This is a genomic window from Geomonas paludis, from assembly GCF_014193585.1.
GTDB lineage: Bacteria > Desulfobacterota > Desulfuromonadia > Geobacterales > Geobacteraceae > Geomonas > Geomonas paludis.
On sequence record NZ_BLXY01000003.1, the window covers coordinates 198,339 to 210,520 of the forward strand.

The 12,182-nt window shown below is 65.5% G+C and carries 9 protein-coding genes; 1 reads left to right on the forward strand and 8 read right to left on the reverse strand.

Annotated features, from left to right (window positions below):
- Positions 1 to 7: 7 nt before the first annotated feature.
- From H7687_RS10810 to H7687_RS10845, 8 genes are all read right to left on the reverse strand, one after another.
- Positions 8 to 4,105, reverse strand: coding sequence for a response regulator (locus tag H7687_RS10810; protein WP_183347149.1), 4,098 nt, complete (start codon positions 4,103 to 4,105; stop codon positions 8 to 10).
- Complete coding sequence (locus H7687_RS10815; RefSeq protein WP_183347151.1) at positions 4,102 to 5,235, reverse strand: NrtA/SsuA/CpmA family ABC transporter substrate-binding protein; 1,134 nt, start codon at positions 5,233 to 5,235, stop codon at positions 4,102 to 4,104. The genes H7687_RS10810 and H7687_RS10815 overlap by 4 nt, the downstream gene beginning before the upstream one ends.
- Positions 5,235 to 6,071 carry a CheR family methyltransferase gene (locus tag H7687_RS10820; protein ID WP_183347153.1) on the reverse strand — a complete coding sequence of 279 codons (837 nt, stop codon included), beginning with the start codon at positions 6,069 to 6,071 and terminating at the stop codon, positions 5,235 to 5,237. Before H7687_RS10820 ends, H7687_RS10815 begins: the two co-directional genes overlap by 1 nt.
- A 313-nt stretch (positions 6,072 to 6,384) precedes the next feature.
- Positions 6,385 to 6,600 (reverse strand): DUF1653 domain-containing protein, encoded by a 216-nt coding sequence (locus H7687_RS10825; protein WP_183347155.1) that lies wholly within the window; start codon positions 6,598 to 6,600, stop codon positions 6,385 to 6,387.
- A gap of 15 nt (positions 6,601 to 6,615) precedes the next feature.
- A complete protein-coding gene (gene hypD, locus H7687_RS10830) occupies positions 6,616 to 8,976 on the reverse strand; it encodes a trans-4-hydroxy-L-proline dehydratase (RefSeq protein WP_183347157.1) in 2,361 nt (786 codons plus the stop codon).
- Positions 8,977 to 9,867: a glycyl-radical enzyme activating protein gene (locus H7687_RS10835; protein ID WP_183347159.1), complete on the reverse strand. Its 891-nt coding sequence runs from the start codon at positions 9,865 to 9,867 to the stop codon at positions 8,977 to 8,979. It lies immediately after the preceding gene.
- A gap of 161 nt (positions 9,868 to 10,028) precedes the next feature.
- A complete protein-coding gene (locus H7687_RS10840; protein WP_183347161.1) occupies positions 10,029 to 10,979 on the reverse strand; it encodes an aldo/keto reductase in 951 nt (316 codons plus the stop codon).
- Between the two features lie 15 nt (positions 10,980 to 10,994).
- Positions 10,995 to 11,198, reverse strand: a complete 204-nt coding sequence (locus H7687_RS10845; protein ID WP_183347163.1) for a SlyX family protein — start codon at positions 11,196 to 11,198, stop codon at positions 10,995 to 10,997.
- Positions 11,199 to 11,349: 151 nt separating this feature from the next.
- On the opposite strand from H7687_RS10845, the gene H7687_RS10850 reads away from it, so the two are divergent.
- Positions 11,350 to 12,018 (forward strand): hypothetical protein, encoded by a 669-nt coding sequence (locus H7687_RS10850; RefSeq protein ID WP_183347165.1) that lies wholly within the window; start codon positions 11,350 to 11,352, stop codon positions 12,016 to 12,018.
- Positions 12,019 to 12,182 lie beyond the last annotated feature (164 nt).

Here is a 12,182-nt window from a genome sequence, read left to right on the forward strand (position 1 = left end):
GCGCGTTCTAAAGCGGGGTGTCCCCCACGGGGGCGACGAACGTCGCCACCAGCTCCTGCAACTCCTCGGGCTGATAGGGCTTGGAGAGGTAGGCGGCGCATCCCGCCGCCAGCACCTTCTCGCGGTCACCGGCCATGGCGCTCGCCGTGAGCGCCACCACCGGAATGGCCGCGGTGCCCGGGTCTTCCTTGAGCCTTTTCAGCACGGTGAAACCGTCCAGCACCGGCAGGTGCAGGTCCAACAGGATCAGCGAGGGGGACCCGCTGCGCGCGGCTGCCAGCCCCGCTGCCCCGTCGCACGCCTCCACGATGCGGTACTTCCCCGCCAGCGTCGCCTTCAGCGTGACCAGGTTGTCCGGGTTGTCCTCCACCACCAGCAGGGTGCCGTCCCCTTGCCACTTTGGAAGATCGCTTCCCTGCGCGGCCTGGGCGCAGGCGGCCGGGCTCCCGGGACGGAACACGGTCACGTTCCCCAGCATCTCGTACACCCGCTGCAGCAGGTCCTGGAGCTCGACGTCCCCTTTTTGCACCAACTGGCGCACCTTGAGCCCCCTGAGCCGGTCGTGTTCCCCCGGGGACAGGGTCTTCGCGGTCATCACCATCACCGGCACGTCCTCGGTCAGGCTGCAGGAGCGGACCGCCTCCAGCACCTGGAAGCCGTCCACCTCGGGCATCATCAGGTCGAGAACGATGCCGTCCGGGACGTGGGACTTCAGGTACGAGAGCGCGTACCTGCCGCCGGAAACCGCGTCCACCCGGTACCCGGCCGACTCCAGGGCAAAGCGCAGCTGCACCGTCGCGGCCTCGCTGTCCTCCACGATCAGGATCCTGGCACCCTGGCTGTCGTCGCGCCGGGGAAGCCGCCACCCCAGGCGCTCCAGGCTGCGCACCAGCTCGTCCAGCACCACCTGGCGCTCCAGCCCGTTCTTGGAGATGATCGCGCTCACTCCGCGCGACAGACGCTGCAGTTCGGCGTGGGAGAGTTCCTTGGAGGTGATCACCACCACCGGGATGTCGGCGGTGCAGGCGTTGGACCGGAGCCGGTCCAGCACCTCGGCGCCGCCCATGCCCGGCATGAGGAGGTCCAGGGTAATCAGGTCGGGATGGTCTGAGACGGCCAGGTCGAGCGCCTCCGGCCCGCTTTCCGCCAGCAGCACGTCCAGCCCCTTCTCCTTGAAGAGTGTGGCCAGGAAGCAGCGGTCGTAGTCGTTGTCGTCGACCACCAGCACCAGCCGGCATCCCGCCCCGGTCAGCCGGGCGAACGCCTCCATGAGCTCATCCTTGCCCACCGGCTTGCTGATCACCCCGACCGCGCCCAGTGCGATGCCGGTGGCGCGGTCCTCGGAGAGGGAGATGATCATAACCGGTATATCGGCGGTGTCGGGATGTTCCTTGAGTTCCCGCATCACCTCCCAGCCGTCCATCTCGGGCATCATGATGTCCAGGGTGATGGCGAAGGGACGGTTGGCCCGGGCCAGGCGCAGGGCGTCGCGGCCGTTCAGGGCGCTCAGGGTGCCGAAACCGGCCTGCCCCAGGTGGGTGGTGATCAGGGAAACCGCTTCGGGGTCGTCGTCCACCACCAGCACCGATCGTCCCGTTGCCTGCGGCGGACGCCACTCCTGCTCGGGCGCTGCCGCCGCTCCGGTGACCGGCTCGGGCGCGAGGGCGCACTCCAGGGGGAGGCGCAGGGTGAACACCGAGCCCCGCCCCAGTTCGCTGGCAACCTCGACGTCGCCCCCCAACAGCAGGGCGCTCTTCTTGACGATGGCGAGGCCGAGGCCGGTCCCCTCGTAGGAGCGCGAGGTGGAGCCGTCGGCCTGGCGGAACTCCTGGAAGATGGTCTCCAGGTACTGCGGGGCGATACCGATGCCGGTGTCCTTCACCTCGAAGCGGATCTCCTGGCCGCACGCCTCCAGGCGCAGAGTGACCGACCCCTGGGAGGTGAACTTCACCGCGTTGCCCACCAGGTTCTGCAGCATCTGGCGCAGCTTCTTCGCGTCGATGCGCATCCGGGGGAGCGCCTCGGGCGCCGACAGCGACAGCGCGATCCCCTTCTCCCGGGCCAGAGCCGCCAGGCTGTCCACCACCTCGCCCGCCAGCTTGGCCGGGTTCACGCTCTCGATGAACAGGTCCTGGCGCCCGGATTCGATCTTGGCCAGGTCCAGGATGTCGTTGATCAGGGAGAGCAGGTGCTTGCCGTTTCTCTCGATGATGCCCAGGTAGCCGCGCTCCTCCTCGGAGAGGCGCGGGGCCGCCTGCACCGCCAGCACCCGGGACAGCGCCAGCACCGAGTTGAGCGGGGTGCGCAACTCGTGGCTCATGTTGGAGAGGAACTCGCTTTTCAGGCGGGTGGCCTCCTCCAGGAGCTGTTTCTGCTGGTCCAGGACCTGGTTGCGGCGGGCCAGCTCGTCGGACTGCTGGGCGAGCTCGGTGGACTGCTGCACCAGTTCCTCGGACTGCTGCACCAGCTCGGCGTTCTTCACCGCCAGCTCCGAGGCGAGCCGGCGCACGTCCTCGCCCGCCACCACCCTGGAGAAGGCGGAGCCCAGCGGCACCCGGACCATCTCCAGCGTGTCGTGCACCCAAAGCGGGAACCGGTGCTCGCAGCCCAGCGACACGAAGGCGCGCAGCTCGCCGTCGGCCTCCACCGGGACGGTGATCACTTCGGCCGGCGCGATCTCGCCGAAGGGGGTGACGAAGCGCAGCCCCTCGCCGGTGGGGGCGGGCGCGAAGCGCGAGATCCTGCGCGAGGTGAGCAGTATGCCCAGTTCACCCTCGAGCTGCGCCCGGCTGTAGCGGCGCATCCGGCCCGAGTCGGCGCCGATGGCGTGCACCGGCGCGAAGCAGTCGCCGTCCCCCTCCTGCACGAAGGCGGTCACCATGCGGGCCCCGGTGACCTCGAGGAAGACCGGGAGCAGCTTCCTGAAAAAATCGTCCAGGCTCACCACGTCCACCAGGTGCTCGGAAAGCCGCGCCAGCCCCTCTTGCGCCGCCATCTTGAGCTGCAGCGTGTCGGCCATGGCGTTGAAGGAGCCCGCCAGCGACACCTGCTCCAGGGTCCCTTCCGGCTCGATGCGGGCCTCGTAGTGGCCGGCGCCCAGCTCGGTGGCGGTTTCGGAGAGCTTGACCAGCGGCGCGCTGATGCCGCGGGCCAGCTTCAGGGCGAAGGCCCACACCAGGAGGGCAATCACCCCGGCAATGCCGTAGGTGACGTAGAGCGTGCGCCGGATCGGCGCGAAGACCTCGGCGGAATCCTGCTTGCACACCAGCCCCCATCCGGTGCGCGGGATGTGGGCATAGGCGGAAAGGACGTTGACGCCGCGGTAGTCGGTGGTCTGGGCGATGCCGCTTTGCCCCCCTGCCGCCATGATCGCGGGCTTGCCGGTCAGCTTCACCTTGAGCACCGCGTTGGGTATGCCGCGCAGTTCCACCAGCGGCCTCACGTTGCGGTCGACCAGCACCACCTCGCCGGTCCGCCCCATGCCGGTGTTGTTCTCCAGCGTGGTGGCGAAGAGCTTGCGCAGGTTGTAGCGCACCACGACGACGGCACGGGCGCCCTGCGTTCCCGCCCTTTTCACCGGTGCGGCGATGTCGAGGCTCGCGTTGAGTTCCCCCGCGAAAAGGTACGGCTCGCCGATCACCGGCGCCGAGTCGTTGAGGGCGGTCGCGACCATCTCGGGGCGGGCGACGCGCCCCCCTACCCTCCCCTGGTCGGTGCTGAGCAGGACCCGGCCATCTTCCGCCACGATGGAAACGTCGCCTACCGGCTCGAACTCCTCCCGGTAGCCGCGCAGAAGCCCGAGGGTGTCGCTTGCGGCGCCGCCGGAGGTGGCCGCCGGCTGCGCCGCCAGGGTCTGCGCCGCGACCAGAACAGACCTTCCGGAACCGAGCGTGGCGACGTCGCTGATCAGGTTGTCCAGCACCGAGTTGATCTGGTCCTGGCGCAGCGCCGTGACCGCGGAGAGCTTGTCCAGCATCAACGCGCTGGCCAGCTGCACCCGCTGGGTATAGATCGCCGTGGTGACCAGCGCCAGGGGAACCAGGCAGATTGTGGTGAACCAGAAAGCCAGACGCCCCTTCAGCGTCGGCAACATCCTCTTTTTCATTTAGCACCGTCCGATTGGTCAGAGTTGCGGTAGTCGAATTGTTGCAGGGCGAGCTTGTCCCCCTCGGCCATGACCTGCCGCATCATTTCAATGTCAAAAGAGTCGCGCACCTTGGCCCAGGGCGTGGACTCAGGGATCTTGCCGATCCGCTTCAGGAAGGTGAACTTCTGGTAGAGCAGCCCCTCCTCGCTCAGGAGCGCGGTCGGGATGCGCGGCGCGCCGGGAACGTTGAGCAGGTCGTTGCGGATTATGTTGTTCATGGCCCGCCTGGTGAGCAGGTAGGGCGAGCCCTGCAGGCTGGTTGCTGAGGCCGCGGTCCAGCCGGCCGCCTGCTCCAGGTCCCTGGGGATGCGCATCCAACCACACGCCCTGGCCACGGCGGCGGCCAGTTCCCGGGCCTGCGCCGGCCGGGAGCGGACGAAGTCGCCGCGCAGGCAGAGAAAGCCGTAACTGACCCCCTTGTGCACCAGGTGGAATTCCCGGTGGGCGGCGAAGGCCAGGGTTGGCGTCGGCTCCCAGGCGCTGAAGGCGTCGATCTTCCCCTCCGCCAGCGCCTGCGGCATCTCGCTTACCTCCATCGGCACCAGGTCGATGTCCTTCTCGGTCAGCCCCTCGTTTTGCAGGGCGCTCAGCAGGGTGAAGTGGGCCGCCGAGCCCACCCCGGTCGCCACCCGCTTTCCCTTCAGTCCGCGCACCAGCATCGCCTTTCTGGAAACGATGCTGGCAAACCCCTGCTTCATGAGCGCCACGCAGACGAAGTCCCCGGTGGCGGCGGCGGTAAGCGCCGGCATGTCGGCGAAGATCCCCCCCTTCAGCTTGCCGTGGGCGAGATACTGGGCGATGTCTTTTCCCTTGAAGAACGGGTGCACGCGCAGCGAGTGGCCGGAGGCGGCCAAACGGGAGGCAAGCACGGTATCCCGGGACATCAGCTCTGCGACCGCCCCTTCCGGCAGGGTCAGCGGTTGAGTGCCCAGGTCGATCACCTCGTCACCGCCGAAGTTGTACCCTGCGTACCTGTCGGTGGCCGGTTGCTCCTTGGGGCGGGGGGCGCCGCTCTCCTCACGCGAACAGGCGCACAGGCAGACAGAGATCAGCAGGATGGCAGCCAGACACCTGATCAGGGTACGCATCAGCACCTCCCTCCCTGCTGTTTGCGGTACAGGTTGCCGCATTCGTGGATCCGCACCAGGTGCTGGTGGTAGCGGTCGGGCACCGTTTCCGCCTTGCCCAGTAGCAGCACCCCGCCCGGGTTCAGAGCACGGAACAGGTTGTCGAACACCCTCAGGTAGGCCTGCGGGTCCAGGTACATGAGGAAGTTGCGGCAGCAGATGAGATCGAAGCTGCCAAAGAGTGATTCGGGGGGGGCGAAGGTATGGGGGTCGAGGAGGTCGTGACGGCAGTAGCTGATCATGGACAACAGCCTGGGGTCGATGCGGTAGCCGTTGCCGTCGGCCTTGAAGTAGGTGTCCAGTTGCCTCAGGGTGACGCCGGCAAGGCTCCCCCGGGTATAGTACCCTGACCGCCCCTCCTCGAGGGCATCCTCGGCGACGTCGGTGGCGAAGATCTGCACCGTGGGGCGCACATCCAGCAGCTGCACCGTCTCGTCGATGATGATCGCCAGCGAGCATGCTTCCTCGCCGGCGGCGCAGGCGGCGGACCAGGCGCGCAGGAAGCCCCCCTGTGACGAGCCGGGGAGCAGGCTGGACATGATCTGCGACCTGAGCAGTTCGAACTGGAGCGGGTCCCTGAAGAAGCTGGAGAACCTGATGCGCAGCATGCGGGAAAGGTAGGCGGGCTCGCCGGGGTCGCTGTGCAGGAAGTGACAGTACTGCGTCAGGCCGGGAAGGCGGAGCTGGCTGATCCGCTCGGCGACCCGCTTTTCCGCAAGGGAGTGGGAATACGATTGGAAATCTGCGCCGAAATAATCGGTGAGAAACCCCAGTATCTCGGCTACCGTCTCACCCAAGCAGGCCCCTCCTGAAGAGTTGCGTACCTCAAATGCCATATTGGACAAGTCGGCATTGTCTCAGAGAACTTGAGGCTTATAATAGGCAAAGTTCAATTACACCTTTTTACTATGATAAGTCAATTAGAATCTACTAGGTAAAACAAAACAAAAGCGTAAGACTTGTAAACACTTATAAAGCGGACTTGGCTATGCCAGTGGGGATAGGCGTGTGGAAGGTCTGTGACTGTCGGGAGAGGCAGAATCAAAATGAAGGTGAAAGGGAACAAAGGAAAAAGGGGACAGGCACCTGGCGGAGCCAGTCCCCTTCCCTTCAATCGGCGGGACACGGGGTGAACCGCAGTACCGGTTCCCCCTCCACCATGACCGTTTCCAGGAACATCCCCTCGGGGCGCACCCACAGGCCGCCTTCCCCGTAGAGGGGACGGTACACGACCATGGGCTCATCGGTCTCGCTGTGCCTGGCCGTGCCGATTACTTCGTAGTAATTCCCTTTGTAGTGACGGTAACGTCCCGGTGCTACGGCCATGATCCCTCCGGTTATCTAGAACGAGGTGTGCTCGGTCCTGGTGATGATCTCGTCCTGCAACTCGGGGGAGAGGTCGCAGAAATAGTCGCTGTACCCGGCCACGCGCACGATGAGGTCGCGGTGCTCCGAGGGGTTCGCCTGCGCCTGCTTCAGGGTTTCCACGTTGACCACGTTGAACTGGACGTGGTGCCCGTCCATCTTGAAGTAGCTCCGCACCAGGCTCGCCACGCCGTCCAGGCCGCTGGCGTCCGAGAGCAGGGTCGGGGAGAACTTCATGTTCAGGAGCGTGCCGCCGCTGCGGATGTGGTCCATCTTGCCTGCCGAGCGGATCACGGCGGTCGGGCCGCCCCGGTCCGCACCCTGCACCGGCGAGATTCCCTCGGAGAGCGGCGTGCCGCGTTTGCGCCCGTCCGGGGTGGCGCCGGTGACCGAGCCGAAGTAGACGTGGCAGGTGGTGGGGAGCATCTCGATGCGGTACACGCCGTCCTTGGTGTTGGGCCTGCCGTCCACCTCGTGGAAGAAGGCGTCGAAGACCATGCGCATCAGGTCGTCGGCGTAGTCGTCGTCGTTGCCGTACTTGCGGGTCTTGTTCCACAGGCGCTGCCGGAGCGGTTCGTCGCCGGCGAAGTCTGCGTCCAGTTTGGCCACCAGTTCGGGCAGGGACAGGGTGTTGCGCTCGAAGACGTGGTCCTTGATGGCGGACAGCGCGTCGGTGATGCTCCCGATCCCCACCCCTTGGATGAAGCTGTTGTTGTAACGGGCGCCCCCGGCGTTGTAATCGACGCCCCGGCTGATGCAGTCGTCGGTCAGAACGGACAGGAAGGGAGCCGGCATCTGCGCGGCGTAGATCATCTCGATCAGACGGTTGCCGCGGATTTTGATGTCCAGGAAGTGGGCCAGCTGGGCGCGGAAAGCCTCGAAGAGTTCCTCGAAGCTTTGGAAGCTCGCCGCGCTCCCGGTCGGCGGCCCCAGTTGCACGCCGGTCAGCGGGTCCACGCCGTCATGCAGGGCGAGTTCCAGCATCTTCACCAGGTTGAAATACCCGGTGAGGATGTAGGCCTCCTTGCCGAAGGCGCCCACCTCGACGCAGCCGCTGCAGCCGCCGGCACGGGCGTCCACCAGGCTCTTCCCCTGGCGCAGCTGCTCCTCGACCACCGCGTCGGCGTTGAAGATGGAGGGGAAGCCGTAGCCGCTGCGCACCACCTGCAGGGTGTGTTTCAAGAAGGCGTCCGGGGACTTGCGCGACAGCTGCACGTTGCTGGAGGGCTGCAAGAGATGCATCTCGTCGATCACGTCCAGTAAGAGGTGCGACACCTCGTTGGAACCGTCCGAGCCGTCGGGTAAGAGTCCCCCGAGGTTGATGTTGGCGAAGTCGGTGTAGGTGCCGCTCTCCGCCGCGGTGACCCCGACCTTGGGGGGCGAGGGGTGGTTGTTGAACTTGACGAAGAAGCACTCCAAAAGTTCGCGCGCCTGCTCGCGGGTCAGCGTCCCCTTGCCCAGTTCCGCCTGGTAGAAGGGGAACAGGTGCTGGTCCAGGTGTCCCGGGCTGAAGGCGTCCCAACCGTTCAGTTCGGTGATCACGGCCAGGTGGCAGAACCAGTAGGACTGCAGCGCCTCCCAGAAGTCGGAAGGCGCATGCGCCGGCACCCAGCGGCAGTTGGCGGCGATCTTAAGCAGTTCCTGCTTGCGCGCCGGGTCGGTGCAGGCCGCGGCCATGCTCTCGGCCAGCTTGGCGTGGCGCTCCGCGAAGAGGATGACGGCGTCGCACGAGATGTCCATGGCCACCAGTTGCTCCCGGCGGGCCCAGGCGTTGGCGTCCCTGGCGAAGTCCAGCGCCTCGATGGCCTGCGCGATCTCCTTCTTGAAGTCGAGCAGCCCCTTGCGGTAGATCTTGTCGTCCAGCACGGTGTGTCCCGGGGCGCGCTGCTCCATGAACTCGGTGAAGATGCCGTAGCGGTAGGCCTGGTGCCACTCCTCGGGGAGCGCGGCAAAGATCTTGTCGCGCAGGCTGCGGCTTTCCCAGTACGGGATCACCGTCTCCTGGTACGCCTTGAGGCAGGCGTCGTCGACGCGGTAGGCGGTCAGTTCCCGCGAGTTGAGGATGCGCAGGTCTTCGACGGAGTGGCAGGTCAGTTCCGGGTAAGTCGACACCAGCTTCGGCGCCGCCCCCCTTTCCCCGACTACCAGTTCACCGTCGCCGATGTAGATGGTTTTCTTCTCGCAGAGATAGAGGAAGGACTTGGCCCGCATCACCGGGACCGACCAGCGCCCCTCGTTGTCGCGGTAGAACTCGGTGAGCAGCAGCGCCCGTTCCGCCGAAATGGCGGGCTCGGCGGCAAGGCTTTCCTGGCGCAGGCGTTTCGTTCTTGCGTTCATCTAGGCTCCCCCTCCTATCTGCGTATCCAATCCCCGGGCGCTGAACAGCCGGGCGAAATCTGCCATGCGTTGCGGTGACGGCGTCCGTGCAGCCAGGGCCTCCGCCGGCGGCTCGGCGCCCAGGCGGGCCGGCTTGGCGGCCCAACTGCCGTGGTAGGGGAGCAGCCAGACCTGGCGCACCCCGGCGGCACCCGCCGCGCACTCCGCCAGCGCCTCCATTTCCTGTTCCGTGTCGTTGAAACCCGGGATGACCGGGATGCGGATCCAGATGTTGCGGTGCACCCGTCCCAGCTGTGCCAGGTTGTCGAGGATGCGGCCGTTGCCCATGCCGGTTCCCTTTTGGTGCAGCGCATCGTCAGCGCATTTCAGGTCGAAGAGGAAGAGGTCCACCAGCGGGGCGATCTCGATGAGGGTTTCCGGCGGGCAGAGCGCGGCCGTGTCGACGGCGGTATGGATGTCGTGAGAGCGGCAGGCAGTGAGGAGCGCTTTCAGGAAGGCGGGTTGGCAGAGCGGTTCGCCCCCCGAGAAGGTGACCCCGCCCCCCGACTCCTCGAAGAACATGCGGTCCTTGAGGATGTTCTGCAGCACCTGGTCCACTGTAGTTTCGGCCCCGAGCAGTTCCCGTGCCCCCGTGGGGCAGGCTTCAGCGCAGTCGCCGCAGGCCCGGCACGTCTCGCGCGGTTGCAGCCCTTCGTGGCAGGCGAGCAGGCAGGCGTCGCACGAGATGCAGCGATTTTGCGACCAGGCCGTCTGGGGCGAGGCGTTTTGGCTTTCCGGGTTATGGCACCACCAGCACCGTGCCGGGCACCCCTTCAGGAACACCGTAGTGCGGATACCGGGTCCGTCGTGCAGCGAGTAGCGTTGCACGTTAAAAATGATGCCCGTACTCATGCCTTCCCCCTCACCCCTTCCCCGCTGTCAGCTTTCACCAGCTTCCGCAGGCTTTCACCAGCTTTCACCAACTTCACACCCTCTCACCAACTCTTTCGGTGTCCACTGGGTCCACCGGGTCCACCGGGTCCACCGGGTCCACCGGGTCCACCATCAGACCGTCACACCACCCTTATCATAAACTCCGGGCACGCCGCCCCGCAGTACCCGCACAGGATGCACGTTTCGTCATCCACCTTCGCCTTGCCGTCCACCATGGCCAGGGCGTTGTTGGTGCAGGCCGGCACGCAGGCGCCGCACCCCTTGCAGAAGGCCTCCATGATGGTCAGCTTGCGCCGCCTCCCTTCCAGGGTGTTCCAGAGCGTCTCCTCGGCGCGCCCCTCCTGGAACAGCGCCAGGTTGCCGTCGATCTCCGCCTTCGAGAGCATGCCCAGGGCGATACCGTGCACCCCGGTAAGCCCCAGCACGAAGCGCAGGCTTTCCCGCGCCGTCGAGATGAGGTTCCCCCCCGCCAGCGCCTTCATGGCGTAGACCCCTTTACCGGCCGCGGCGCAGGCCGCGATGGCGGCGGCCATCTCCTCCTGGGTGCCGTCGATGATCCCCATGCCGGTCCGGTTGATGAGCGGATGCACCACCTCGATCTCCGGATGCTGCACCGACTTCAGCATGGCGCTGACGAAGTGCGAGGAGAGCCCGACGTGGGCGATCTTCCCCTCCTCCTTCATGGCCAGCAGCGCCTCGATCACCTCGGGGCGCTCCACGAACGGGTCGGCCACCCGGGCGCCGTGCAGGTGCACGATGTCCAGCCGCTCCACTCCCAGTTCGACAAGCGCCCGCTCCACGTGGCCGCGCGCCACCTGCGCCGTGTTGGCGTGGGTCTTGGAAGCGATGAAGACCTCCCCGGTAAAGCCCTTCAGGGCGGCGCGGATGTGCGGGTAGGTCTGGTACAGTTCCGCGGTGTCCAGGAGGTTCACGCCGCGCTCCAGGGCGTAGCGGATCAGGCGTCCCCCCTCATCAGGGGAGAGCGCGGCCTGCAGGGGGCCGAGCGGAAGGGTGCCGAAAACGAGGGGATTGATGCTGAGACCGGTACAGCCGAGGGCAACTTTCTTCATGTGGATCCTGTTCGGTTAGTAATGGGGCGGAGGCTCTTCTTCGGAGGGGAGCCTGTTTTCGGAAGCGCTCAGGCCGCGCAGGTGTTCCTTGATGATCCTCAGTTCCTTGGTGAGTTGGTCAATGAGGGCCTGGTGCCCGGTGACCACCTCGTTCAGTTGGTCGATGATGTGACCCTGGTGCATGATCAGCATCTCCATGTCAGTCAGACGCTGTTCCATAGTGAGCTCCTTATGGTGCCGGTTGTAAAGCAGGCAAAAGTTTAACCTGATTCAAAGCGATAGCCAAGATAAAAAACTTCAAAAACCGGACGGATTCTGATAATTTCGCTGACGCTTTGAGCACGTGAAGTGCGCGGCACAGGAGGAAGCGATGCAGGAAACACCGAAGTCGAGCAGCGAGCGTCATATCGAGGCCATCATGCAGCACCTGGAGCCGGGGAGCGACCGGTACGAGGTGTTGGACAAGGCGAAAAGGTTCAAGTCGTCGTGGGTCGAGTTGGGCGAGAAGCTGTTGGACGTCAGCAAGAGGGGTCGTTTTCGCGAGTGGGGTTACGGGACCTTTGAAGAGTACTGTGTGCAGGAGATACGCATCAAGCGCGGCACCGCCGAGAAGCTCACCATGGCGTACCGGTTCATGGAGAAGGAAGAGCCGCAGTTGTTGGACCGGCGCGAGGAGTTGCGTCCCCTGCCCGATTTCAGGTCGATAGACCTGTTGCGGCAGGCCAAGGAAGAGAAGGGGTTTACCGCCGAAGAGTATGGCGATTTGAGAAAGCGTGTGGTCGAGGACGACAAGAGTCACCCGACCGTGTTGAAGAAGTTCAAGGAAGTAGCCGCGTTGCGTGAAGAGCCCAACCCGTTGGTGCCCTTGAAGGCCGCCGTGTCAGCCGCGAAGCGGCTGGACAACGCGTTGCGTCTGTTGGAGCACGTGCCGCAGGCCTATGTGCAGCAGGTGGCCGAGCTGTTAGGTCACCTGGAGCAGGAGCTAAATGCCCACGACCTTGGCGCCGACACCGAAGCCGGCAACCTGCGCGAGCTATAGCCGCGCAGGAGCCCCTTTTAGTCCACGGGGCCGTTGCCCCCGTTTTTGTCCACCGGTTTTCTAAGTTCCCCGTCCACTATTGTCCACCGGGTCCACCGGGTCCATAAGGTCCACCTGCGGTTGCCCGTAGCTGCCGCAGCTGCCCCTTAGCCGCCCCCGTCCAC